Origin of the sequence: Nocardia sp. BMG51109, from assembly GCF_000526215.1 — a bacterium.
GTDB lineage: Bacteria > Actinomycetota > Actinomycetes > Mycobacteriales > Mycobacteriaceae > Nocardia.
In genome coordinates this window covers 8,346,639-8,369,615 of sequence record NZ_JAFQ01000004.1, presented here as the reverse complement: position 1 = coordinate 8,369,615, position 22,977 = coordinate 8,346,639, and the positions used below count along the sequence as shown (strand labels likewise).

Below are 22,977 nucleotides of genomic sequence, written 5' to 3'. Positions count from 1 at the left end.
ATGGGCACCGGTGCCGCACTCGGGATCGATGTCGTCACGATCTTCCCCGAGTATCTGGAACCCCTGCGAACGGCCTTGCTGGGCAAGGCGATCGAGAAGGGGATCATCGAACTCGGCGTGCACAACCTGCGCCGCTGGACCCACGACGTACACCAGTCCGTCGATGACGCGCCGTACGGCGGCGGGCCCGGCATGGTCATGAAGCCGACCGTCTGGGGCGACGCCCTCGACGAGGTGTGCCCCGACGACGCGCTGCTGGTGGTGCCCACCCCCGCCGGCGTCCCGTTCACCCAGGCCACCGCCGAACGCTGGTCCGCCGAACGGCATCTGGTCTTCGCCTGCGGCCGATACGAGGGCATCGACCAGCGGGTCTTCGACGACGCCGCGCGGCGGGTGCGCGTCGAGGAGGTCAGCATCGGCGACTACGTGCTGATCGGCGGCGAGGCCGCGGTCCTGGTGATGGCCGAGGCCGTGGTCCGCCTGATTCCGGGTGTGCTCGGCAATCAGCTTTCGCATCAGCAGGATTCGTTCTCCGCCGGGGCGGAGGAACGGGACGGGCCCGGGCTGCTCGAGGGTCCCAGCTACACCCGGCCGGTCAGCTGGCGCGGCCTCGATGTCCCCGACATCCTGCTGTCGGGTAATCATGCCCGGATCGAATCCTGGCGCCGCGAACAGTCCCTGGCCCGCACCCGGCAGCGCCGCCCGGATCTGCTGCCGCCCGAACAACGGGTCGGCGAACCCGATGATCGGGCCGTTGATCTCGAGGAACAGGTCGCCGACCCGGGCACCAGGCCCGGTGAATCCGACCGTCAGGTAGGCGAATAGGGCTTTCGCCCCCGCTCGGTGATCCACCGCTCGGCGATCAGCAGCGCGACCGTCCAGCCCAGCCCCGTGCTGATTCCGGCCGTGACCTCGGTGAACCACCAGGACGCCGCCGAAGACGTGGACCCGCCCTGCGATCCGGTGCGCCGTGCCCGGGGGACCGCTCGCCCTCGCCCCGGCGGCTCATCCGGGAGTGGGACGTGGCAGCGGGACCGTCGCATTCCCGCGCGCCTCCGACGACGCTGCGGTGGCAGAGATCTTCGGCTCCGGACGGTATTCGCCGCCCGAGGCGCCCGAGGCGCCCGAGGCGGACGACGGCGAGTTGCGCGATGTCGACGCGCTGTTCGAATCCGGCCTGCGCCGCCGGGCGGACCGCATCCCGGCCTGTCTCGGCCACGGTCGGTCGTATCGAAACACGATGCGGCTGCGGCTGATTCGCTCGGTGCGTGGCACTGCGCGACCTCGCGGCGCGCCGCGGAAGATCGGCGTTGCCGACCGCCCTCGATCGCCGATGCGCACGGAATACGGGGTGCGGCCGCGGCGGCCCCGGTGCGGCACCCTGGCTGGCTGTCGGTGGTCGACGGTAGTGTCTGCGGGCGTGACGACAGCACCGGAATCCGTCAGCGCAGAACCCGCCAGCACCGACGCCGCCGGTTCCGCCGCGGCCGCGCCGCCCGCCGGGACAGTGCGGCTAGCGAGCGTCGGCCGCCGCATCGCCGAGGAGTTGAGCGTGCGCGACGAGCAGGTGCGTGCCGCTGTGGAACTGCTCGACGGCGGGTCGACCGTGCCGTTCATCGCCCGCTACCGCAAGGAGATCACGGGCGGGCTCGACGACGCGCAGCTGCGTCACCTGGAGGAGCGGCTGCACTACCTGCGCGAGCTGGACGAGCGCCGGTCGACGATCCTGGAATCCATTCGCGGCCAAGGCAAGCTGGATGCCGCGCTGGAGCAGCAGATCATGCTGGCCGAGACGAAGGCCCGGCTCGAGGACATCTACCTGCCCTACAAGCCGAAGCGCCGCACCAAGGCCCAGATCGCCCGCGAGGCCGGCCACGAGCCGGTCGCCGACGCCCTGCTGACCGACCCGGCCACCGATCCGTCGGGCTACGACGCCGAACAGCTCGACGGCGCCCGGGCCATCCTGGTGGAGCGCTTCGCCGAGGACGCCGACCTGGTCGGCGAGCTGCGCGAGCTGATGTGGAACCGCGGGCAGATCAGCTCGCAGGTGCGCGCGGGCAAGGAGGACGCCGGCGCCAAGTTCGCCGATTACTTCGATTTCAGCGAGCCGTTCACCAAACTGCCCTCGCACCGCGTCCTCGCCCTGCTGCGCGGGGAGAAGGAGGAGGTGCTCACGCTGCACCTCGAGCCGGATGCGGAGCAGCCCGAGGAGGGTGAGCGCACGATCTACGAGGGCCGCATCGCCCTGAAATTCGATATCGCCGATGAGGGCCGCCCCGCCGACTCGTGGCTGCTGGACACGGTGCGCTGGGCGTGGCGCACCAAGTTGCAGGTGAGCCTGGGCATCGATATCCGGATGCGGCTGCGGCAGTCCGCGGAGAAGGACGCCGTCGACGTGTTCGCCGCCAACCTGCGCGACCTGCTGCTGGCCGCGCCCGCCGGCACCCGCACCACGATGGGCCTGGATCCGGGGTACCGCACGGGCGTCAAGGTGGCCGTCGTCGACGCCACCGGCAAGGTCGTGGCCACCGAGACCATCTACCCGCACAAGCCGCAGGGGCAGACCGAGAAGTCGCTGGCGGTGCTCGGCGCGCTGGTCGCCCGGTTCGGCGTGGAGTTGATCGCGATCGGCAACGGCACGGCCTCCCGCGAGACCGACGCGCTGGCCACCGAACTGATCTCGCGCATCCCGGAGAACAAGCCCACCAAGATCGTGGTGTCCGAGGCCGGCGCCTCGGTGTACTCCGCGTCCGCCTATGCCTCGCAGGAACTGCCCGAGCTGGACGTGTCGCTGCGCGGCGCGGTATCCATCGCGCGGCGCCTGCAGGATCCGCTGGCCGAACTGGTGAAGATCGAACCCAAGTCCATCGGCGTCGGCCAGTACCAGCACGACGTCTCGGAGACGCTGCTGGCCCGCTCGCTGGGCGCGGTCGTCGAGGACGCGGTGAACGCGGTCGGCGTCGATGTCAACACCGCCTCGGTGCCGCTGCTGTCGCGGGTGTCCGGCGTATCCGCCTCGGTGGCGGAATCCATTGTCGCCCACCGGGATCAGAATGGCCCGTTCCGCAATCGCGTCGCGCTGAAGGATGTGCCGCGGCTGGGCCCCAAGGCGTTCGAGCAGTGCGCGGGCTTCCTGCGCATCCGCGGCGGCGACGATCCGCTGGACAGTTCCGCGGTGCATCCGGAGGCCTATCCGGTGGTGCGGCGGATCCTGGACAGCACCGGGAGCGGCGTGCTGGAGTTGATCGGCAACGGCAGCGCGCTGCGTTCGCTGCGTCCGGCCGATTTCACCGACGACCGGTTCGGCCTGCCGACCGTCACGGACATCATCGCCGAGCTGGAGAAGCCGGGCCGCGACCCGCGCCCGGAGTTCAAGACCGCGGAATTCGCCGCCGGCGTCGAGAAGGTCGCCGATCTGCAGCCCGGCATGGTGCTCGAGGGTGTGGTCACGAATGTGGCCGCGTTCGGCGCGTTCGTCGATGTCGGGGTGCATCAGGACGGGTTGGTGCACGTCTCGGCCATGTCGCACTCGTTCGTCCGGGATCCGCGCGAGATCGTGAAATCCGGCGATGTCGTGAAGGTCAAGGTGCTCGAGGTCGACGTGGCCCGGCAGCGCATCGGCCTGAGCCTGCGGCTGGACGACGAGCCGGGTAAACCCGAGAAGGGCGGCCAGGGGCAGCGTCCGCAGGGGCGCGGCGGCCAGAACCGGGGCAATCAGGGCGGGGGTAATCAGAGCGGTGGCAACCAGAGCGGTGGTAACCAGGGCCGCGGCAATCAGGGGCGAGCCAATCAAGGCCGCGGCAACCAGGGCCGGAACCAGCAGCGCCGCAACGCTTCCGAGCCCAGCGGCGCGATGGCCGACGCCCTGCGCAGGGCGGGATTCGGTCGCTGACCCGGACCGGGTCCCGGCCTGCCCCGGGTGGGCCGGGTCCGGTTTCGTAGCGCCGCAACGCTGTTCGGCGGCACCGGGGGTCGGCGGATGGCGCGGCGGGGTTCGGTAGCGCTCCGCGGTCCGGTAGCGCTCCGCGGTCCGGTAGCGCTTCGTGGCCGAATCGTTCTGCCGGTTGTGCCGTGCGTTGCGTGCGGTTCGGCCGGTGGTCACGCAGTTCCTGCACAATATGGCTGAGGCCGGTCGGGCGTCGGGCGTCCGGCTCGGCGGGCAGCGATGGCGCATCCACGGGCCGGAGACGACGGGGACATGACAGGCATTCGACGGTGGCTCGACGACTCCGTCATCGCGCAGGGACGCGTGCCGCTGCTGTGCTTCCTGCTCGGATTCATCGTCGGTTTCCTGCTGATCCGGCTCAGCGTGCGGCTGATCCGCAAGCGGGTGCGCTGGTGGCCGGGCAACCTGCGGGCCGGTGACGTGCACATCCACCACATGGTGTTCGGCGTGGTGCTGGTGCTGCTGTCGGGCATCGGGCTGGTGGCGACCTACCGCAGCGGCGTCGGCACGATCAGCGCGCTGGCGTCCGTCTTCGGCGTCGGTGCGGCGCTGGTGCTCGACGAGTTCGCGCTCATCTACTACCTGCGTGACGTGTACTGGGAGGAGCAGGGCCGTACCTCGGTCGACGCGGTGTTCGTGGCGCTCGCGGTGACCGGCCTGCTGCTGCTGGGATTTCATCCGCTGTGGTTGCTGGAGGTCAACGGCATCCGCTACGACGGCAGCGAGCCGGGCCGAATCCTGCTGGCGCTGTTCGCCGTCGGGAATCTGGCGCTGGCGGCCATCGTCATCGCCAAGGGCAAGATCTGGACCGGTCTGTTCGGCATGTTCTTCCTGCCGCTGCTGGTTGTCGGCGCGCTGCGGCTGAGCCGGCCCGGTGCCCCGTGGGCGCGCTGGCGTTACGCGGGCCGCATCAAGCTGATGCAGCGCGCGATCCGGCGCGAGCGCCGGTACCGGCGGCCGGTGATCCGGGCCAAGATCTTCGTGCAGGACCTGATCGCCGGGAGCCCCGATGTCGCCCATCTGCGCCGGGCGACCGAGGAGGAACTGGTCCGCCGGGTGGTGCCGGCGCCCGCACCGCCGCATCCGCCGCGGCTCGGGCACAAGGTGGTCGACTGAGGCACCCGATTTACCGTACGGCGGCGCGGTCTGGCACAATGGCCGGGTTGCCCTGGGCGAGTCTGCCCAGCGCACCGCCCCTATCCCGGAGCACGAACCGGTCGAGCGACGGCCGCCAGGTTCCTCTGTTCACGCGAACTTCCAAAGGACGGAAATGAACACCCTCGACTTCGTCGACGAAAAGTCGCTGCGCACCGATGTCCCCGACTTCCGGCCGGGTGACACGATCAATGTGCACGTGAAGGTCATCGAAGGCAACAAGGAGCGCATCCAGGTCTTCAAGGGCGCCGTCATCCGGCGTCAGGGTGGTGGCATCCGCGAGACCTTCACGGTCCGCAAGGTCTCCTTCGGTGTCGGCGTCGAGCGCACCTTCCCGGTGCACAGCCCCAACATCGACCACATCGATGTGGTGACCCGCGGCGATGTCCGCCGGGCCAAGCTGTACTACCTGCGCGAGCTGCGCGGCAAGGCCGCCAAGATCAAGGAAAAGCGCTGAGACGATCAGTACGCTCGCGAAACCCCCGGCCGGTCAGCCGGGGGTTTTCCTTTTCCGTCCCCCGGGGCGGCAGCGCGCGGTCGCTCGGCATGCCGGGCTACGCTGTTCGGCGTGGCAGACGATATCGACTCGGTGCGGGTGTCGGGAGCGGATGGCGAACGCGCGGGGGGAGCCACGCTCGGAAGACGGCGGGCGCGGGCGAAGAAGCAGAAGAAGCAGCGCCCGTTCTGGCAGGAGCTGCCGATCCTGATCGTGATCGCCGCGGTGATCGCCGCACTGGTGGTGACCTTCATCGGCCGCCCGTACGTGATCCCGTCCCAGTCGATGGAACCGACCCTGCACGGCTGTACGGGGTGCACCGGCGACCGGATCTACGTCGAGAAGCTCAGCTACGACTTCGGCGATCCGAAGCCGGGTGACGTCGTGGTGTTCGTGGGGCCGAGCCACTCCTGGAACAAGGCCTACCGCTCCAACCGCTCCGACAATGTCGTCGTTCGCGGCGTGCAGAACTTCTTCTCCTTCTTCGGTCTCGTGCCGCCGGATGAGAACGACCTGGTCAAGCGCGTGATCGCGACCGGCGGGCAGACCGTGCAGTGCTGCGATGCCGAGGGCCGGGTGATGGTCGACGGCAAGGCGCTGGACGAGCCGTACGCCCGCTACATCGCCCCGTACCAGCAGGGGCTGCCCTATTCGGTGAAGATCCCCGGTGGGCTGTCGATCAACCCGCGCGGGCGGGAATTCGGCCCGGTTCAGGTGCCCGAGGGCAACGTCTGGGTGATGGGCGACAACCGCAACGAGTCCGCCGACTCGCGGGCGCACGTGGACGACGAGTTCTCCGGCACCGTGCCGGTCGACGACATCCGCGGCAAGGCGGTATTCAAGATCTGGCCGCCGAGCCGGATCGGTCCGATCCACGGACAGGATCCCCAGGCGAACTGAGCCGCGGGCGGCAGTCGATAATCGAACGGTGGGTGAAGTGGCGCGGAACCAGCAGCGCGCCGTCCGCAAGGGTAAGGGCGGCAAGGGGATTCGAACCGTCGCTGTCCGCAGCGGGGACTGGCCGCCCCGGGTGGTGATGCGCAGAGCCGGTGGCCTGCGCACCCTGGAGGCGGCGCTGATCCGCGGCGGGCTCGGACCGGTGGCGGGCGTCGACGAGGCCGGGCGCGGATGCTGTGCGGGCCCGCTGGTGGTGGCGTCGTGTCTGCTGGCGCCCAAGGCCTACGACTCGCTGGCCGATCTGGACGATTCCAAGAAGCTCACCGAGAACACCAGGGAGCGACTGTTCCCGATCATCAAGCGGCGGGCGCTGGCCTGGCAGGTGGTGGTGATTCCGGCGTGGGAGATCGACGCCATCGGCATTCACGTCGCCAATATCGAGGGCATGCGCCGCGCGGTGGCCGGACTGGGCGTCGACCCGGGATACGTGCTGACCGACGGCTTCCGGGTCCCCGGCATCACGGCGCCGTCGCTGCCGGTGATCGGTGGCGACGCGGCGGCGGCGTGTATCGCGGCCGCCAGCATCCTGGCGAAGGTCACCCGCGATCGCATGATGGTCGAGCTGGACGGGCGGCTGCCCGGGTACGGATTCGCCGCGCACAAGGGTTACAACACGCCCGAGCATCTGGCCGCGCTGCAGGAACTGGGACCGAGTAGCGAGCACCGGCGATCCTGGCGCAACGTGCGGATGAACGGGCGGGCCGACGGCGACCCGGTCGTGTCCGAGACCGAGTCGGCCGAGGCAGGGACGCCGGAAGCGGAGCTGTCTCCCGCGGAGTTGTCTCAGGAGGAGCTGATCGATGCGGAGGCCGGGCTCGGTGCGCCGGACATGCCCGAATCGAGGCGAGTGGCTACCGGTACCGCGCATGCGAGATGATGGTCAGCACACCATCGTGGCGAGAAGGAGGACGTTCCACCCGATGAGCGAGCGAACCATGGGCGCGGCCGCCCCGGCGGTCCGGCCGACGGCGTGGGCCGGCGAGGCGCGGGCATGAGTGCCGAAGACCTCGAGAAGTACGAAACCGAGATGGAACTCTCGCTGTACCGCGAGTACAAGGACATCGTCGGCCAGTTCTCGTATGTGGTGGAGACCGAACGCCGCTTCTACCTCGCCAACTCGGTCGAGCTGCGGCCGCAGAACGCCGACGGTGAGGTGTATTTCGAGGTGCGCATGTCGGACGCCTGGGTGTGGGACATGTACCGCCCGGCGCGCTTCGTCAAACACGTGCGGGTCATCACCTTCAAGGATGTGAACATCGAGGAGCTGGAGAAACCGGACCTGCGGCTGCCCGAGTAGCGAGCCGCGCCCGGTGTGTCGTCCACAGCATCGCGGTTATCAACAGGGCAGCTGTTTTCCCAGGTCGGCCTGATCGGCGTGCGATGCGGCCGGGGCAAGCTGGCCGGGTGGCACACAATCTCGCGCTCGGCGCACAAGGGGAGGAACTGGCCGCGCAATTCCTGCGCGAGGCCGGCATGGAGATCGTCGAACAGAACTGGCGCTGTCGCTACGGCGAATTGGACCTGATCGCCCGCGATGCGGAGGTGACGGCCTTCGTCGAGGTGAAGACCCGCAGCGGGCTGGGGTTCGGGCTACCGGCGGAGGCGGTCACCTTCACCAAGCGGCAACGGATCCGCCGGTTGGCGCTGCTCTGGCTCGACGAACAGGCCGGGCCGTGGCGGCGAGTGCGCTTCGATGTGGTGTCGGTGCTGCTCGTTCGTGATCGTGCGCCGGTCATCGAACACCTGAAAGCGGTGTTCTGATGGCCCTCGGGCGGGCCCATTCGGTCGCCGTCACGGGCGTGGACGGGCAGCTGGTGGAGATCGAGGCCGATATCGGCCAGGGGCTGCCCTCGGTGCACCTGGTCGGGCTGCCGGATACGACGCTGCAGGAGTCGCGGGACCGGGTGCGGGCGGCGGTGACGAACTCGGGTGAGAAATGGCCCGACGGGCGGGTGATCCTGGCGCTGTCCCCGGCGACGCTGCCGAAGATCGGCAGCGTGTACGACCTGGCCCTGGCCGCGGCGGTGCTCGATGCCGGCGACGCGATTCCGTCGATGCGGCTGGCCGGCACCGTGCTGCTGGGCGAGCTGGCGCTGGACGGCCGGGTGCGCCGGGTGCGCGGCATCCTGCCCGCGGTGCTGGCGGCCCGGTCCGCGGGTCGGGCCACCGTGGTGGTGCCGGAGTCCGCGCTCGCCGAGGCCGGGCTGGTGGACGGGATCGCCGTGCTGGGCGCGGCGACGCTGCGCGAGCTGATCGACTGGCTGCGTGGCGATGGTGTGCTCCGCGAACCGGATGGGTCGCTGCCGCCGGCCGAGCGCGCCGGCGGCGATCTCGACGAGGTGGTCGGGCAGGACGATGCGCGCTGGGCGCTGGAGGTGGCCGCTGCCGGTGGCCACCACGTCCTGCTCACCGGGCCGCCCGGAATCGGGAAGACGATGCTGGCGCAGCGGCTCCCCGGATTGCTTCCGCCGCTGTCGGACACCGCGGCGCTGGAGGTGACAGCGATCCACTCGGTGGCCGGCACTCTGTCCGGCGACAGTCCGCTGATCACCGTGCCGCCGTTCGTCGCGCCGCACCACTCGTCGTCGGTGAGCGCGATGGTCGGCGGCGGCTCCGGGTCGGCGCGTCCGGGCGCGGTCAGCCGGGCGCATCGCGGCGTGCTGTTCCTCGACGAGTGCGCGGAGATCGGCACCAAGGTGCTGGAAGCGCTGCGAACTCCCTTGGAGGAGGGCGAGGTTCGCATCGCTCGCCGCGACGGCGTGGCCCGGTACCCGGCTCGCTTCCAGCTCATCCTGGCCGCGAATCCGTGCCCGTGCGCCCCGGCCCGCGACGTCGACTGCATCTGTGCGCCGTTGGCGCGGCGGCGGTATCTGGGCAAGCTGTCGGGTCCGCTGATGGATCGAATAGATATCTGGGTCCAGATGCACGGCCAGGCGACCGGTGCGTTCGCCGCATCGGACGCGGAGAGCAGCGAGACGGTGCGCGGTCGCGTGGAGGCGGCGCGGCGGGTGGCCGTGCGCCGCTGGGCCGACTACGGCTGGCTGACCAATGCCGAGGTACCCGGACACGTGCTGCGCCAACGCTTCCGCCTGCCGCGCGAGGCCCTGGCCCCCGTGGAGAACGCCCTGCGGCAGGGCCGCATGTCGGCGCGCGGGGCCGACCGCGCGATCCGTGTCGCCTGGACGATGTGCGATCTCCGCGGTGGAGAGGTGCCGACCGTGCAGGACGTCTTGCAGGCCTTGAATTTCCGGCAGCGGGGTGTGTCGTGAGCCGGCGGATGCGAGCGCCCACCGGGCGGGCGTCGTTCAGCCGCCGTCGAGCCGGCCCTGCCCGTCGCACTGATGTCGTCAGCGTCCTGCGGCAGGGCCGTATGTCGGTGCGCCGGGCCGATCGTGCGATCCGGGCTGCGCGGACGATGCGTGATCTTCGCGGTGAAGTGGTGCCGGCCGTGCAGGATGTCTTGCAGGCGTTGATTTTCCGGCGGCGGGGTGCGTCGTGAGGCGGCGGATGCGAGCGCCGGTCGGGTGGGTGTCCTTCCGATGCTCGGGTCGAGTCGGCCGTGTCCGTCGCACGGGGGCCGTTTCCGGCATATGGCGGGCATTCGGATCATCACCGGACCCACGCTCGTCATCAGGGCTGGGCACAGGTGGGGAAACGGTTGCCGGTGTGGAGACAGCGGGTCGCCGTGCATCCGTCCGCGGTAGGGCGCGAGAACGAGGGCTCGGGAAAGGCCCGGAGCCCATTGGACATTCGTGGTTCGGCACTTGGTGTGGGAGCCGCGGCGACGCGCGGCCGTCAGTGGACAGGGGGCGGGATGAGCATGGGCGAGGTCGGACTGGACGCTGTCGCGGCACCGGATGTGATGCGAGGTGGGGCCGCCGAATTGGTGACCGTCACCGATGAGCAGCGGCTGGCATGGGTGTATCTGTCGCGGGTGGTCGAGGGGCCGTGCGCGCCCCTGTCGGCGTTGATCGAGCGGGTGGGGGTGGCCGAGGCCGCGCGTGCGGTGCGGAAGTGTGATCTGCCGGAGTCGCTGCTCGGGCCGACGGAGAAACGTCGCGGGATCGATCGTGCCGAACGCGATCTGGAGGTGATCGGGCGGCTGGGCGGCCGGGTGGTGACGCCGGACGATCCGGAGTGGCCGGCCTGGCGGATGCTCGGGCTGAGTCAGCTCGAGCCGGCCCGCGATGCCGGTGCGGCGGTGCCGCTGGTGCTGTGGGTGCGGGGGCCACTGTCGCTGCTCGAGTCCAGCGAGCAGGCGCTGGCCGTGGTGGGTGCGCGCTGTGCCAGCGGCTACGGTGAGCACGCGACCGCCGAGATCGCCGGCGATCTGGCCGCTCGCGGCTGGACGATCGTGTCCGGCGCCGCATTCGGTATCGATGGCACGGCTCATCGGGCGGCGCTGGCGGCCGGTGGGGTCACGATCGCGGTGCTGGCCTGCGGTGTCGACCGGCCGTATCCCGCACAGCACGAGCGGCTGCTCGCGGAGATCGCCGAGAGCGGTCTGGTGGTCAGCGAGTACCCGCCCGGCACCACGGCCCGCAAGCATCACTTCCTGGCCCGGAACCGGATCATCGCCGCACTGTCCGAGGGGGTGCTCGTGGTCGAGGCCGGGTTGCGCAGCGGCGCCCGCAACACCGTGAAATGGGCACGCCGCCTGGGTCGTCCGGCGCTGGCGGTACCCGGTCCGATCACCTCCGCGGCGTCGGTGGGCTGCCATCGGATGATCCGGGAAGGCGAGGCGTTACTGGTGAGCCGGGCCGAGGAGGTCGTCGACGAGGTGGGGCCCCTGCGACTGTCGCTCCCCGGTGGCACCCGCCCCGATCCGGGCGCCGCACTCCAGGGCGACCTGGCGGCCGTCTACGCGGTACTGCCCGCGGTGGGCTCACGGCATCCGATCGACCTCGCCCGGCAGGCCGGCCTGTCCCTGCCGGCGGTACGCGCCGCCCTACCCGCCCTGGAACTCGCCGGTCTGGTCGGCACCGATGAAAGCGGCTGGTACCGAATACACCGGCGTTGCGAGGAGGGAGGGGAGGTGTGAATCGTCCGCCCGGCAGTCGGGCGCGTCGTTGGTCGTGGTGCGTGCCGTCCTGTCCGTTGCTCGAGCCGGTCGGTCTGGTCGGTACCGATGACTGCGGGTGGTACCGATGACAGCGGGTGGTACCGATGACAGCGGGTGGTACCGATGACAGCGGGTGGTACCGAATACGACCAAGGTCACGATGAGCGAGGGCGGCCGTGAAGCGGCACATTCGCGGTCCCATCGGAGGCCGGACGGTGCGGTGGTTTCGTTCGAGGACCGCTCCACGCTGACATGCTGCCGTGCGGGCGGGCCGTCGAGATCGTCGGTGCGTTTTCGGTATCCGGGACGCCGTGTACTCGGCGGCAGGCTGCCCGCGGGCCGCCGATCCGGTACCGGGCCGCCTCGGTGATCGTCCTGTCGGCCGCGGTGACCATGATGTCTCCGAAGAAGTTTGCGTGGTGGTCGTCGGAATCGGCCGCTCGTTCGGCGACGTCGCAGATCAGCGCGCCGTAACGCATACTTCGGCGGCCGCGGGGGAGCTCGGCCGATGCACCGCGTCGTTGTCGGGTCGCACATCGTGCGTGCGGCGGGGGTGGGTATGCGGATCGAGTTGTTCGGTGTAGGTAGGGCGGTGGGTTCTGTGCTGGTCGACAACCGGTTCGTACCCGGAGAAACGGTGCGCCGACAGCGTATTCGGGGTCCGGCGCGGCGGCTTGCCAGCACTTGTGTCGCCGGGGGACCGTGGTGGTGTGGAGAACTTGCCCGAAGATCTGGATGCGCTGCTGGAGGAGTACGGGCGGCATCTGGGCCTCGGGCGGAACCGGTCGGCGCATACGGTCCGGGCCTACCTCGGCGATGCCCGGTCGCTGCTGGTGCACCTGGTGGCCCGCGCACCGGATTCCGGTGTCGCGGAGGTGGATCTGCCGCTGCTGCGGTCCTGGCTGGCGGCGCAGGCGAGTGGTGGCGCGGCGCGGACCACGATGGCCCGGCGCGCCTCGGCGGCGCGGGCGTTCACGGCCTGGCTGACCCGGACGGGCAGGCTGGCCGTGGATCCCGGGCCGCGCCTGGGGTCGGCCAAGGCGCACCGGGTGCTGCCCGCGGTGCTGGGGCGGGAGCAGGCGAATACCGCCATGCGGGCCGCGGAATCCGGTGCGGCACAACACGACCCGATGGCGCTGCGCGACCGGTTGATCGTCGAGATGCTGTATGCGACCGGCATCCGGGTCGGCGAGCTGTGCGGGCTGGACATCGACGACATCGACCGGGAACGCCGCCTGGTGCGGGTGATCGGCAAGGGCGACAAGGAGCGTGCGGTTCCGTTCGGTCTCCCCGCGGATCGCGCGCTGGAGGACTGGCTGCGTTCCGGCCGCCCGGCCTTCGCGACCCCGGCTTCGGGCGGCGCGCTCCTGCTCGGCCGCCGCGGCCGCCGACTGGACCAACGCCAGGCCAGAACCGTCGTGCACGAGGTTGTTTCGGCGGCACCGGGCGCCCCCGACATGGGCCCGCACGGGCTGCGGCACACCGCCGCCACCCATCTCCTCGAGGGCGGCGCCGACCTGCGTGTCGTGCAGGAACTACTGGGCCACGCCAGCATGGCCACCACGCAGCTCTACACCCACGTCTCCATCGAGCGCCTGAAAAGGGCCCATGACCAGGCCCATCCCCGCGCCTGACGGACCTGCGGGATTCCCGCGCCGGTCGAGCTGCCGAGGCGGCCCGGCAGTCGGCCGCATGACCGTTCTGTGCGCAGGAGCTTTCGCGACCTTGTCGGCCGAATCGCGCATCGAAGCCCGCCCGTTGCGGGCCACGCTGTTCCGGACGTGAGCGGTGAGACGCCCGCGGCGGCCACCCCGCAGTCGGACACTCGGTACGACCGACAACGCCGAGGCGGTCGATGCCGCGAATATCCGCGCCGGTGCGGTCCACCCCTGTCGCCGGGCTGGGGCACCGCCGAGATCCGCTGCCTCGACCTCATCGAAGCCGAGGCAGGGCAGTGCGACAGAGCAGATTGCTCGCGCCCGGATCGACGAACGACGTGCGGTAACCCGATGGATGCGGGTCTCCCGGACAGCGAGACCGCACACTCGCTCGGCGCGCCGTGGCCGTCTCGTGGCCCGGGACCGGCGCGCACGGTACTGACGGCGCGGCGGGATGCGCCCTCGATGAGCAGGGCGGATGTCTGCGGTGCAGGCGGTCACGGTGGAGGGCAGGTCCCGATGAGTCGGAGTCGGGCCGGTGCGGCACGTTCGCTGGGCCAGGAATTCACCGGGGCCGGACGGTCTCGATGTACCGCCCGGCGATATAGCGCTGCACGCCGCGCACGACGGGGCCGGCGAGGCGGGTGTACCAGGTTCCGGGGCGGGAGAAGGACGCCACTACTCCGTGTACCGCGTCGTCGTCGGGGTCGTATTCCACGGCGAACAGTTCCTCGCCGATCTCGGGGTGGCCGGGCAGGGTGCCGTAGGCGAAGCCGCGGCGGTTCGGTTCGTCAAGGATGTAGACCACCCGGCACGGGGCGGTGATGCCCAGGGGACCGGGGCCGAGGCGGACCGTCAGCGCGGTGCCCGGTTGCGCGGTGGGCGTGCTCGCCGCGTGGAAGATGCCGGTGCCACGCTGCATCCGATAGGCCAGGATCTGCGCGCCCGCCGATTCGAACAGCGACCGTCCCGACCCGATCCGGCGGCGCAGCCGGAAATGGTGGTACCCGGGCGGGAATTCGCCGTTCGTCGCGCCGGTTTCGGGATAGGTGTACGGGGGAGTGTCGGGCATGGGGTCATCCTGCTCGCCGCTTCACCGACCTGAGAAGGTGGCGGTGCCGAGGATTCGTAGACCTCGGATTCGCACAAATGTATCGCGAGCTATCGCCGATACTTTCGTGCTACCGTTGCTTAGGTAATCCTAATTTGTGGAGGTGTCTTCCTTGGCTCGTCCCCGCCACAGCTTCGTGGTCCGCCGCACCGAACGCCTGACCGACCATCTGATCCGGGTGTATCTCGGTGGCCCGGGTTTTGCCACGTTCGAACCCAACGGCTATACCGACGCCTACGTCAAACTGACGTTCCCGGGTCCGGACGGCGACACCGTGCGCACTTACACCGTCCGGTCGATCGACCCCGACGCCCAGGAGATCGCGATCGACTTCGTCCACCACGGCGACGAGGGCGTGGCCGGGCCGTGGGCGGCCGGCGCGCAGCCGGGCGACGAGATCGAGCTGATGGGTCCCAGCGGTGCCTACTCGCCGCGGCCGGAGGCCGATTGGCACCTGCTGGCCGGGGACGAGGCCGCGCTGCCGGCCATCGCGAGCGCATGCGCCTCGCTGGCGGCCGACGCGGTGGGCCGCGTGTTCGTCGAAGTCGCCGGTCCCGCGGACGAACTCGACTTCGACCGTCCCGCGAGCGTCGAGCTGACCTGGGTGCATCGGGGCGACCGTGGCCCGGGTGAGGCGCTGGCGGCGGCCGTGCGCGCCGAGCCCTGGCGCGACGGGCAGGTGCACGTGTTCATCCACGGCGAGGCCCAGGCGGTGATGCACGACATGCGGCCCTACATCCGCAAGGAGCGCGCGGTGCCCGCGGCGTTCGCCTCGATCTCCGGCTACTGGCGCCGCGGCCGCACCGAGGAGTCGTTCCGGGAGTGGAAGCGCGATCTCGCCGAACGCGAAGGCACGGTTCCGGCCGGGCGGTGACGCCTCGCGGCCGCGCCGGTCGCATGCGTCGCGGGGCTGCCGTGGCGCAAGTGAGACGTGCCGATCGGCGGCGCGGCCGATCGGTCCCGTTGCCCGGTGAGCGGAGAGTGAGAGACCGGCCGACGGCCCCGAGAGCCGGAAACCGCGACCTTGCCCACCACCCGTTCTCGGTCGGACTCCGCCGAACCATCCACCGGTGCACTCGTTCTCGGCGTCCGATCCGCATTCGTGACGAGACGAACGGCAGCGTGTGTCGAGGCCGTGTCTGTCATCTGTCAGGGCCCGTGTTCGATCGGTTTCAGGCGCAACGGTGCCGCCCGGAGCAACCCCAGCGGGTCCACATAATCGCGGCCCCGCCGGGCTCCCCAGTGCAGGCAGGGATTCGCGCAGCCTGGGTGCCCCGGTTGCAGGACGCCCAGCACCGTGCCCCGAACGACCTTGCGCCCCACCGCAACTGACGGCCGCACGGGCTCATAGGTGGTGCGCAGCCCGCCGGGATGATCGACGGAAACCACGGGCTTCCCGCCGACCTCGCCGGCGAAGGCGACCACGCCGCCGCCCGCCGCGAGCACCGGTTGTCCCGCGGCGGCGCCGAGATCCACCCCGCGGTGCCCCGGTAGCCAATCCCGCGGCGGTTTCTCGAACCGCCGCAGCACCGGCGGCCGCGGCTGCACCGGCCACCCGAATCCGCCGCCCGGCGCGGCATCGGCGGCGGATGCGGGCAGCAAGCCGGGCACGAGGAGCAGACCCAGGACGACGGCGACGATCCAGCGCATCGCCTCACCCTGCCGCCATCCGCCTGCGGAGAGAAGACCGAACGCCGCGAGTGTGGACAACATGCCGCGTTGTGAACAGGCCCGGGTTCAACCCGCCCGGTCCCGCTCTCGTCCGCCACAGCGTTCACGGCCGCGCCCTCGGCGGTCCGCCGCTCGCCCCTTCCCGCTATCGGGGGAGGCTCACGGAGGGGCTTCGCCGCCTCGATCGGGCCCGTGCGCGGGGGTATCGATTAGGCCCGAGCTGGGCGTGAGCGTAGACTGGCCGCGCGGTTCGCCCTGGGTGGACCGACTTCGCGCGCCCGCATCGCAAGATCGTCGGCTGGTCCCGGATTTCTCGACAATCCGGGCCCGGCGGTCTCGGGCGCCAGGGCGGGAATCGGCCGATTCCCGCGTCAACCGGCAACGAAAGCGAGATACGAGAGCCATGGCTGTCGTAACCATGAAGCAGCTGCTCGACAGCGGCGCACACTTCGGGCACCAGACCCGCCGTTGGAACCCGAAGATGAAGCGGTTCATCTTCACCGACCGCAACGGCATCTACATCATCGATCTGCAGCAGACGCTGACCTACATCGACAAGGCGTACGAGTTCGTCAAGGAGACCGTCGCCCACGGTGGCACCGTGCTGTTCGTCGGCACCAAGAAGCAGGCGCAGGAGTCGATCGCTGCCGAGGCGACCCGCGTCGGCATGCCGTACGTGAACCAGCGCTGGCTCGGTGGCATGCTCACCAACTTCTCCACCGTGCACAAGCGGCTGCAGCGCCTCAAGGAACTCGAGGCGATGGAGCAGACCGGCGGTTTCGAGGGTCGCACCAAGAAGGAAATCCTCATGCTGACGCGTGAGAAGAACAAGCTGGAGCGCACCCTCGGCGGCATCCGCGATATGGCCAAGGTGCCCTCGGCCATCTGGGTGGTCGACACCAACAAGGAGCACATCGCCGTCGGCGAGGCCCGCAAGCTGAACATCCCGGTCATCGCGATCCTGGACACCAACTGCGACCCCGACCTGGTCGACTACCCGATCCCGGGCAACGACGACGCCATCCGCTCGGCCGCGCTGCTGACCAAGGTCGTGGCGTCCGCGGTCGCCGAGGGCGTGCAGGCCCGCGCCGCGCGTGCCGGCGGCGACGCCAAGCCGGAGGCCGGCGGGGGCGAGCCGTTGGCCGAGTGGGAGCAGGAGCTGCTGGCCCAGGCGAACCCGGCCACCGAGGATGCTCCCGAGGCCGCTGCTCCCGAGACGGCTGCTCCCGAGACGGCCGCCGAGGCCGAGCTGAAGGAGGATTCGGCCACCAAGACCCCGGCCGACTTCTGACCGTGATGTTCGACGGCGGCGGCAACGAGGCCCCGGTGGCGATGCCTGCTGCCGCCGTCGGCGCGGACAACCGCACCGCGACGTTTCTGTTCACCGTGCCGGCCCTTCCCGTTCGGAAGTGGTCGGCATGGTGGTGCCAGACCTGAAATCGAAATCACCCAAGGAGGCTCGCCAGGATGGCGAACTACACCGCCGCGGACGTCAAGCGGCTCCGCGAGCTCACCGGCTCCGGCATGATGGACTGCAAGAAGGCCCTCGAGGAGACCGACGGCGACTTTGACAAGGCCGTCGAGGTGCTGCGCATCAAGGGCGCCAAGGACGTCGGCAAGCGTGCCGAGCGCGCGACCGCCGAGGGCCTGGTCATCGCCTCGAACGGCGTCATGTTCGAGATCAACTCCGAGACCGACTTCGTCGCCAAGAACGACGAGTTCCAGAATCTGGCCGGCGATATCGCCGAGGTCGCGGGCAAGGCCCACCCGGCCGACCTGGACGCGCTGAAGGCGCTGGACGTCAACGGCAAGACCGCCGACCAGGCCGTGCAGGAACTCGCCGCCAAGATCGGCGAGAAGCTGGAACTGCGCCGCGTCGTATCCTTCGACGGCCCGGTCGCGACCTATCTGCACAAGCGCTCCTCGGACCTGCCGCCCGCCGTCGGCGTGGTGGTCGAGTACCAGGGCTCCGGCGACGCCGCCGCGGAGACCGCCCGCGCGGCCGCCATGCAGATCGCCGCGCTGAAGGCCCGCTACGTCACCCGCGACGAGGTCCCGGCCGAACTCGTGGACAAGGAGCGCGGCATCGCCGAGGCGACCGCCCGCGAGGAGGGCAAGCCGGAGGCCGCGCTGCCGAAGATCGTCGAGGGCCGCGTCAACGGCTTCTACAAGGACGTCGTGCTGTTGGAGCAGCCGTCGGTCACCGACTCCAAGAAGACCGTCAAGCAGCTGCTGGACGACGCCGGCGTCACCATCACCCGTTTCGCCCGCTTCGAGGTCGGCCAGGCCTAGCGGCAGCCGGTCCCGTCACGCGAAAACGGCCCCCGCGCAACCGGTTCGGTTGTCCGGGGGCCGTGTTGCGGGTGACGGTTGTCCCGGAAGCGTCGCGTCGCTTCCGCGGCCCTGTGTCCGAAGTGCGACTAATGGTCACGAATTCTAGGGTCGGTGCGCGTTTCGGTGCGGTCGTAGGGCAGGATGGACGAAGCTTTGTCACCGTCCCGTGTTTCGCTCGACACCGGATGGTCTTTTCGCGTGTGTGTCCCCGTCTGCAGAGGAGTAGGAGACCGATGTCGGACCCGGAACCGGCCCGCCTGGGCTATCGCCGAGTGCTCCTCAAGCTGGGTGGGGAGATGTTCGGCGGCGGCAACGTCGGACTCGATCCGGACGTGGTGCAGACGGTCGCCGAGCAGATCGCCGAGGTGATCGCCACCGGCGTGCAGGTGGCGGTGGTGATCGGCGGCGGGAACTTCTTCCGCGGCGCCGAACTCGAGGAGCGCGGCCTGGAGCGCGCCCGCTCGGACTACATGGGCATGCTCGGCACCGTGATGAACAGCCTTGCGCTGCAAGACTTCCTGGAGAAGCAGGGGGTGGACACCCGGGTGCAGACGGCGATCACGATGGGCCAGGTCGCCGAGCCCTACCTGCCGCTGCGCGCCAAGCGGCACCTGGACAAGGGCCGGGTGGTGATCTTCGGCGCCGGGATGGGCATGCCGTACTTCTCCACCGACACCACCGCCGCCCAGCGCGCCCTGGAGATCGGCGCCGAGGTGGTGCTGATGGCCAAGTCGGTCGACGGGGTGTACACCGACGATCCGCGCCTGGATCCCGATGCCACCATGTTCTCCGAGATCACCCACAAGCAGGTGCTCGAACGCGGATTGAAGGTCGCCGACGCCACCGCGTTCAGCCTGTGCATGGACAACCAGATGCCGATGCTGGTGTTCAATCTTCTGACGAAGGGCAATATCGCCCGTGCGGTGGCCGGTGAGAAGATCGGCACACTGGTTCGGTCCTGAGTCGTGCCGGGGCGCGTCCCCGCTGAGCCCGGAACCGACATACGACGAACGCTGTGGAGGAAACGGTCGTGATTGAAGAAGCGCTCTTCGACGCCGAGGAGAAGATGGAGAAGGCCGTCACGGTGGCGAAGGACGACCTCGGCGGCATCCGGACCGGGCGCGCCAACCCGAGCATGTTCAACAGGATCGTCGTCGACTACTACGGTTCGCCGACGCCGGTCACGCAGATGTCCAGCATCTCGGTACCGGAGCCCCGGATGGTCGTCATCAAACCGTACGAGCAGGCTCAACTACAAACGATCGAGACCGCGATCCGGAACTCGGACCTGGGCGTCAACCCCACCAACGACGGCAACATCATCCGTGTGGCGATCCCGCAGCTGACCGAGGAGCGTCGCCGCGAACTGGTGAAGCAGGCCAAGTCCAAGGGTGAGGACGCCAAGATCGCCATCCGCAACGTGCGGCGCAAGGCGATGGAGGAGCTGGGCCGCATCCAGAAGGACGGCGAGGCCGGCGAGGACGAGGTCGGCCGCGCCGAGAAGGAACTGGACAAGACCACGCACAAGTACGTCGGTCAGATCGACGATCTGGTCAAGCACAAGGAATCGGAACTGCTCGAGGTCTGAGGCCTTCGGAAGTTTGCCCGCCGGGGCCGGGGACGGAGTGGACTACAAGTGAGCGACGGGACAATGGTGGCCGATGAAGCCGCCGCCGGCGACGCGGTGCCGGCGAGCGACGCGGCCGGTGTGACACCGGCACAGGAAACACCGTCGGCGGCGCAGCCGAACGGTAAGTCCTCGCGTGCCGGCCGGAATTTACCCGCGGCCCTGGGTGTCGGCTTCGCCTTGGGCCTGTCGCTCATCGCGATCCTGCTATTCGTCCCACATGTATTCGTCGGCGTGGCCGCGGTGGCCATCGCGGTCGCGACCTGGGAGGTCGCCAAGCGGCTGCGCGAGGCCGACGTGCTGGTACCGCGAATTCCGCTGATCCTGGGCGGGCAGGCCGTGCTGTGGCTGGCGTGGCCGTTCGGCCCCGAGGGGGTGGCGGGGGCATTCGCGGGGACCGCTCTGGTGTGCATGGGCTGGCGGCTGTTCGACCACGGCCTGTCGGCGACGCCGCGAAACTTCCTGCGGGACAGCGCAATAACGCTGTTCGTGCTGATCTGGGTGCCGCTGCTGGCATCGTTCGCGGTCTTGCAGCTGGCGGCGGACAACGGCAATCTGCGGGTGCTGACGTTCATGATCCTGGTGGTCTGCTCGGACGTCGGCGGCTACGTGGCCGGGGTGCTGTTCGGCCGGCATCCGATGGTTCCGGCGATCAGCCCGAAGAAGTCGTGGGAGGGTTTCGCCGGATCGCTGGTGTTCTGCATCATCGGCGGGCTGCTGACGGTGACCCTGCTGCTGCAGGCGAATTCGATGATCGGCGTGCTGGCCGGTGTCGCGGTGGTGCTGGTGGCCACCGGCGGTGACCTGGTCGAGTCGCAGATCAAGCGCGAACTGGGCATCAAGGATATGGGCACGCTGCTGCCCGGGCACGGCGGCATCATGGACCGGCTGGACTCGATGCTGCCTTCCGCGCTGGTGTCCTGGCTGGTGTTCACGGCGCTGCTGTAGAGGTGGCTGGATTCCGGCCACGTGCACGCCGGAATGACGGGGTCGGCCGGCAGGTCGGGATTATGGGCCGGTCGACAGGCTTGAATGGCAGACCGGCTGGCATTTACGGACGGTTGACAGACTGGGATCTCGGGTCGGCTGGCAGGCCGAGATTGCGGACCGGTGGGCAGGATGGAACGGCGGATCGGTCGGGAGCAGCTGGACCGGGTCAGCCGCGTTTGGCGGCTCGGCGCAACTGCAGGATGCGCCAACCTCCGACCAGCGCCATCACCAGGGCTCCGGCTATGACCGAGAGCAGGATGGTGACACCGAGCGGCAGCGAGAAGCTCCAGAAGAACAGCGTGACCTGCGCCTGAGTCAGATTCTGCAGGATGAAGACCAGCAGGATGATGCCCAGCACCGCGGCCGCGACGAGTGCGATCCAGGTGTAGCCGGTGCGGCTCTCGAGCGAGGTTTTACGCGGTGCCTGGGTGGCGGGCCGCGCGGTGGGTTCGGTCGGGGCGGTGGGCGAGTCCGGAGAACGCTCGGCGCTCGGATCCGGGCCCGGGGTCGATGCGGCGTCGCTGGTCATGTCTCGATCATTACCGATCGCTATGGTCATTGCACGCGAATCACTCGGCCGATCTGCCGGTGATGTGTCGTCACCCCGCCCAGCTGCCGATTCGGATCCCCGGGATGGGACAATGGATGCCGTTATGACTACCTCCCTCCCGCTCGTCTTCGATGCCCCGCGCCGGGGCATGCCGCCGCGTCATCTCGCCGATCTCGACGCGGCCGAGCGGCGGCGGGCGGTGGAGCAACTGGGACTGCCGAAGTTCCGGGCCGACCAGATCGCGCGGCAGTACTACGGGAGGTTGCAGGCCGACCCGGAGCAGATGACCGACCTGCCCGCCCCGATCCGGGCCAAGGTCGGCGAGGCCCTGTTCCCGCCGCTGCTGACCGAGGTCCGGCACGTGGTGTGCGACGACGGCACGACCCGAAAGACCTTGTGGCGCGCCGGCGACGGCACCCTGCTGGAATCGGTCCTGATGCGCTATCCCGACCGCAACACGCTGTGCATCTCCAGCCAGGCCGGCTGCGGTATGGCCTGCCCCTTCTGCGCCACCGGCCAGGGTGGCCTGGACCGCAACCTGTCCACCGCGGAGATCGTCGACCAGGTCCGCGCGGCCGCGGCGGCCCTACGCGACGGCGAGGTCGCGGGCGGGGCGGGGCGGCTGTCGAACATCGTGTTCATGGGCATGGGTGAGCCGCTGGCCAATTACAAGCGTGTGGTTGCGGCGGTGCGGCGGATCACCTCGCCTGCGCCGGACGGTTTGGGTATTTCGCAGCGCAGTGTGGTGGTGTCGACGGTGGGTTTGGCGCCGGCGATTCGGAAGTTGGCCGATGAGGGTCTGTCGGTGACTTTGGCTGTGTCGCTGCATACTCCGGATGACGAGTTGCGGGATACGTTGGTGCCGGTGAACAATCGTTGGTCGGTTGCCGAAGTCCTGGATGCGGCAAGGTATTACGCGGATACGACGGGCCGTCGGGTGTCGGTCGAGTATGCCCTGATTCGTGATATCAACGATCACCCGTGGCGCGCGGAGATGCTGGGTTCGAAGTTGCACAAGGCTCTCGGTTCGCGTGTGCATGTGAACCTGATTCCGTTGAATCCGACTCCGGGTTCGAAGTGGGATGCGTCGCCGAAGCCTGTTGAGCGGGAGTTCGTCCGGCGGGTGGAGGCGCAGGGTGTGCCGTGTACGGTGCGGGATACGCGGGGGCAGGAGATCGCGGCGGCGTGTGGGCAGCTGGCTGCTGAGGAGTAGGTGTTCGGTTGGTGGCGGTCGGCGTGCGTGCGTGGTCCGGTCGCACGGCCGGGTGGGTCACTACTTCGGAGGTGGCTGCTGGACGAAACTCGCTCGGGTCCCGGGGTTGGAACGCGCGATATGCGGCTGCTTAGGAAGGGATGTACTCACCAGCACTGGTGGGAGCTAGGCGGGCCACACTCGCCAGTGACATGTGACGGCAAGGAG

At 69.6% G+C, this 22,977-nt stretch carries 24 protein-coding genes; 20 read left to right on the top strand and 4 right to left on the bottom strand.

All coding sequences use genetic code 11. From position 1 onward, the window contains the following. Entirely contained in the window at positions 1–825 is an 825-nt protein-coding gene (gene trmD / locus D892_RS0139140; protein WP_024806468.1) for a tRNA (guanosine(37)-N1)-methyltransferase TrmD, read from the top strand. On the opposite strand, the gene D892_RS47495 is transcribed toward trmD, so the two are convergent. Next, on the bottom strand, positions 810–1,043 hold the full coding sequence (locus D892_RS47495; RefSeq protein WP_156959904.1) for a hypothetical protein: 234 nt from the start codon (positions 1,041–1,043) through the stop codon (positions 810–812). The two genes, trmD and D892_RS47495, sit on opposite strands and share 16 nt — an antisense overlap. A gap of 377 nt (positions 1,044–1,420) precedes the next feature. On the opposite strand from D892_RS47495, the gene D892_RS0139135 reads away from it, so the two are divergent. The 11 genes from D892_RS0139135 to D892_RS0139080 all read left to right on the top strand — a co-directional run bounded on the left by D892_RS0139135 (position 1,421) and on the right by D892_RS0139080 (position 13,250). Further along, complete coding sequence (locus D892_RS0139135) at positions 1,421–3,892, top strand: Tex family protein (RefSeq protein ID WP_369801801.1); 2,472 nt, start codon at positions 1,421–1,423, stop codon at positions 3,890–3,892. Between the two features lie 306 nt (positions 3,893–4,198). After that, on the top strand, positions 4,199–5,062 hold the full coding sequence (locus D892_RS0139130) for a hypothetical protein (protein ID WP_036571544.1): 864 nt from the start codon (positions 4,199–4,201) through the stop codon (positions 5,060–5,062). A gap of 154 nt (positions 5,063–5,216) precedes the next feature. Beyond that, entirely contained in the window at positions 5,217–5,558 is a 342-nt protein-coding gene (gene rplS / locus D892_RS0139125; protein WP_024806465.1) for a 50S ribosomal protein L19, read from the top strand. Between the two features lie 111 nt (positions 5,559–5,669). Beyond that, positions 5,670–6,497, top strand: a complete 828-nt coding sequence (lepB, locus tag D892_RS0139120; protein WP_024806464.1) for a signal peptidase I — start codon at positions 5,670–5,672, stop codon at positions 6,495–6,497. A 136-nt stretch (positions 6,498–6,633) separates the two neighbouring features. Further along, positions 6,634–7,431, top strand: coding sequence for a ribonuclease HII (locus tag D892_RS43255; RefSeq protein WP_024806463.1), 798 nt, complete (start codon positions 6,634–6,636; stop codon positions 7,429–7,431). Then, positions 7,421–7,549: a hypothetical protein gene (locus D892_RS49335; RefSeq protein ID WP_255360286.1), complete on the top strand. Its 129-nt coding sequence runs from the start codon at positions 7,421–7,423 to the stop codon at positions 7,547–7,549. The genes D892_RS43255 and D892_RS49335 overlap by 11 nt, the downstream gene beginning before the upstream one ends. Next, a complete protein-coding gene (locus D892_RS0139110; RefSeq protein WP_011210678.1) occupies positions 7,546–7,851 on the top strand; it encodes a DUF2469 domain-containing protein in 306 nt (101 codons plus the stop codon). The genes D892_RS49335 and D892_RS0139110 overlap by 4 nt, the downstream gene beginning before the upstream one ends. A 107-nt stretch (positions 7,852–7,958) precedes the next feature. Further along, positions 7,959–8,315 (top strand): YraN family protein, encoded by a 357-nt coding sequence (locus D892_RS0139105; RefSeq protein ID WP_024806462.1) that lies wholly within the window; start codon positions 7,959–7,961, stop codon positions 8,313–8,315. Then, positions 8,315–9,823: a YifB family Mg chelatase-like AAA ATPase gene (locus tag D892_RS0139100; protein ID WP_024806461.1), complete on the top strand. Its 1,509-nt coding sequence runs from the start codon at positions 8,315–8,317 to the stop codon at positions 9,821–9,823. The genes D892_RS0139105 and D892_RS0139100 overlap by 1 nt, the downstream gene beginning before the upstream one ends. Positions 9,824–10,416: 593 nt before the next feature. After that, positions 10,417–11,595, top strand: a complete 1,179-nt coding sequence (dprA, locus tag D892_RS0139090) for a DNA-processing protein DprA (protein WP_198037208.1) — start codon at positions 10,417–10,419, stop codon at positions 11,593–11,595. Between the two features lie 731 nt (positions 11,596–12,326). Continuing rightward, positions 12,327–13,250: a tyrosine recombinase XerC gene (locus D892_RS0139080; RefSeq protein ID WP_024806458.1), complete on the top strand. Its 924-nt coding sequence runs from the start codon at positions 12,327–12,329 to the stop codon at positions 13,248–13,250. A 589-nt stretch (positions 13,251–13,839) separates the two neighbouring features. Here D892_RS0139080 and D892_RS0139075 read toward each other — a convergent pair. Further along, positions 13,840–14,346 carry a DUF1990 family protein gene (locus tag D892_RS0139075; protein WP_024806457.1) on the bottom strand — a complete coding sequence of 169 codons (507 nt, stop codon included), beginning with the start codon at positions 14,344–14,346 and terminating at the stop codon, positions 13,840–13,842. A gap of 151 nt (positions 14,347–14,497) precedes the next feature. On the opposite strand from D892_RS0139075, the gene D892_RS0139070 reads away from it, so the two are divergent. Beyond that, positions 14,498–15,259 (top strand): siderophore-interacting protein, encoded by a 762-nt coding sequence (locus D892_RS0139070; RefSeq protein ID WP_024806456.1) that lies wholly within the window; start codon positions 14,498–14,500, stop codon positions 15,257–15,259. 275 nt (positions 15,260–15,534) lie between these two features. On the opposite strand, the gene D892_RS0139065 is transcribed toward D892_RS0139070, so the two are convergent. Continuing rightward, positions 15,535–16,035, bottom strand: a complete 501-nt coding sequence (locus D892_RS0139065; RefSeq protein ID WP_024806455.1) for a M23 family metallopeptidase — start codon at positions 16,033–16,035, stop codon at positions 15,535–15,537. Positions 16,036–16,459: 424 nt separating this feature from the next. Here D892_RS0139065 and rpsB point away from each other — a divergent pair, with 424 nt between their 5' ends. The 6 genes from rpsB (at position 16,460) to D892_RS0139035 (ending at position 20,965) form a co-directional block, all read left to right on the top strand. Beyond that, the gene (gene rpsB / locus D892_RS0139060; RefSeq protein WP_024806454.1) at positions 16,460–17,347 is read left to right on the top strand and encodes a 30S ribosomal protein S2; all 888 of its coding nucleotides are present in this window, start codon (positions 16,460–16,462) and stop codon (positions 17,345–17,347) included. Between the two features lie 2 nt (positions 17,348–17,349). Next, positions 17,350–17,493, top strand: coding sequence for a hypothetical protein (locus D892_RS47490; RefSeq protein ID WP_156959903.1), 144 nt, complete (start codon positions 17,350–17,352; stop codon positions 17,491–17,493). Between the two features lie 30 nt (positions 17,494–17,523). Next, positions 17,524–18,348: a translation elongation factor Ts gene (tsf, locus tag D892_RS0139050; RefSeq protein ID WP_024806453.1), complete on the top strand. Its 825-nt coding sequence runs from the start codon at positions 17,524–17,526 to the stop codon at positions 18,346–18,348. Between the two features lie 275 nt (positions 18,349–18,623). After that, on the top strand, positions 18,624–19,352 hold the full coding sequence (gene pyrH, locus D892_RS0139045) for a UMP kinase (protein ID WP_024806452.1): 729 nt from the start codon (positions 18,624–18,626) through the stop codon (positions 19,350–19,352). Positions 19,353–19,420: 68 nt separating this feature from the next. Then, positions 19,421–19,978, top strand: a complete 558-nt coding sequence (frr, locus tag D892_RS0139040) for a ribosome recycling factor (protein WP_024806451.1) — start codon at positions 19,421–19,423, stop codon at positions 19,976–19,978. A 63-nt stretch (positions 19,979–20,041) separates the two neighbouring features. After that, on the top strand, positions 20,042–20,965 hold the full coding sequence (locus D892_RS0139035) for a phosphatidate cytidylyltransferase (RefSeq protein WP_024806450.1): 924 nt from the start codon (positions 20,042–20,044) through the stop codon (positions 20,963–20,965). A gap of 208 nt (positions 20,966–21,173) precedes the next feature. On the opposite strand, the gene D892_RS0139030 is transcribed toward D892_RS0139035, so the two are convergent. Beyond that, entirely contained in the window at positions 21,174–21,536 is a 363-nt protein-coding gene (locus D892_RS0139030; RefSeq protein WP_024806449.1) for a lipopolysaccharide assembly LapA domain-containing protein, read from the bottom strand. Positions 21,537–21,660: 124 nt separating this feature from the next. On the opposite strand from D892_RS0139030, the gene rlmN reads away from it, so the two are divergent. Beyond that, positions 21,661–22,770 (top strand): 23S rRNA (adenine(2503)-C(2))-methyltransferase RlmN, encoded by a 1,110-nt coding sequence (gene rlmN, locus D892_RS0139025; protein ID WP_024806448.1) that lies wholly within the window; start codon positions 21,661–21,663, stop codon positions 22,768–22,770. Positions 22,771–22,977: the final 207 nt, after the last annotated feature.

What these genes read in the sequence shown, in the direction of transcription:
- D892_RS43255 (WP_024806463.1), top strand. Translation starts at nt 6,634, where the DNA reads ATGCGCAGAGCCGGTGGCCTGCGCACCCTGGAGGCGGCGCTGATCCGC.
- D892_RS0139075 (WP_024806457.1), bottom strand. Translation starts at nt 14,346, where the DNA reads ATGCCCGACACTCCCCCGTACACCTATCCCGAAACCGGCGCGACGAAC.
- rlmN (WP_024806448.1), top strand. Translation starts at nt 21,661, where the DNA reads ATGACTACCTCCCTCCCGCTCGTCTTCGATGCCCCGCGCCGGGGCATG.
- D892_RS0139030 (WP_024806449.1), bottom strand. Translation starts at nt 21,536, where the DNA reads ATGACCAGCGACGCCGCATCGACCCCGGGCCCGGATCCGAGCGCCGAG.
- D892_RS0139130 (WP_036571544.1), top strand. Translation starts at nt 4,199, where the DNA reads ATGACAGGCATTCGACGGTGGCTCGACGACTCCGTCATCGCGCAGGGA.
- dprA (WP_198037208.1), top strand. Translation starts at nt 10,417, where the DNA reads ATGCGAGGTGGGGCCGCCGAATTGGTGACCGTCACCGATGAGCAGCGG.
- pyrH (WP_024806452.1), top strand. Translation starts at nt 18,624, where the DNA reads ATGTCGGACCCGGAACCGGCCCGCCTGGGCTATCGCCGAGTGCTCCTC.
- rpsB (WP_024806454.1), top strand. Translation starts at nt 16,460, where the DNA reads ATGGCTGTCGTAACCATGAAGCAGCTGCTCGACAGCGGCGCACACTTC.
- D892_RS0139035 (WP_024806450.1), top strand. Translation starts at nt 20,042, where the DNA reads ATGGTGGCCGATGAAGCCGCCGCCGGCGACGCGGTGCCGGCGAGCGAC.
- D892_RS0139065 (WP_024806455.1), bottom strand. Translation starts at nt 16,035, where the DNA reads ATGCGCTGGATCGTCGCCGTCGTCCTGGGTCTGCTCCTCGTGCCCGGC.
- D892_RS0139110 (WP_011210678.1), top strand. Translation starts at nt 7,546, where the DNA reads ATGAGTGCCGAAGACCTCGAGAAGTACGAAACCGAGATGGAACTCTCG.
- trmD (WP_024806468.1), top strand. Translation starts at nt 1, where the DNA reads ATGGGCACCGGTGCCGCACTCGGGATCGATGTCGTCACGATCTTCCCC.
- D892_RS47495 (WP_156959904.1), bottom strand. Translation starts at nt 1,043, where the DNA reads ATGCGACGGTCCCGCTGCCACGTCCCACTCCCGGATGAGCCGCCGGGG.
- rplS (WP_024806465.1), top strand. Translation starts at nt 5,217, where the DNA reads ATGAACACCCTCGACTTCGTCGACGAAAAGTCGCTGCGCACCGATGTC.
- D892_RS49335 (WP_255360286.1), top strand. Translation starts at nt 7,421, where the DNA reads ATGCGAGATGATGGTCAGCACACCATCGTGGCGAGAAGGAGGACGTTC.
- tsf (WP_024806453.1), top strand. Translation starts at nt 17,524, where the DNA reads ATGGCGAACTACACCGCCGCGGACGTCAAGCGGCTCCGCGAGCTCACC.
- D892_RS0139100 (WP_024806461.1), top strand. Translation starts at nt 8,315, where the DNA reads ATGGCCCTCGGGCGGGCCCATTCGGTCGCCGTCACGGGCGTGGACGGG.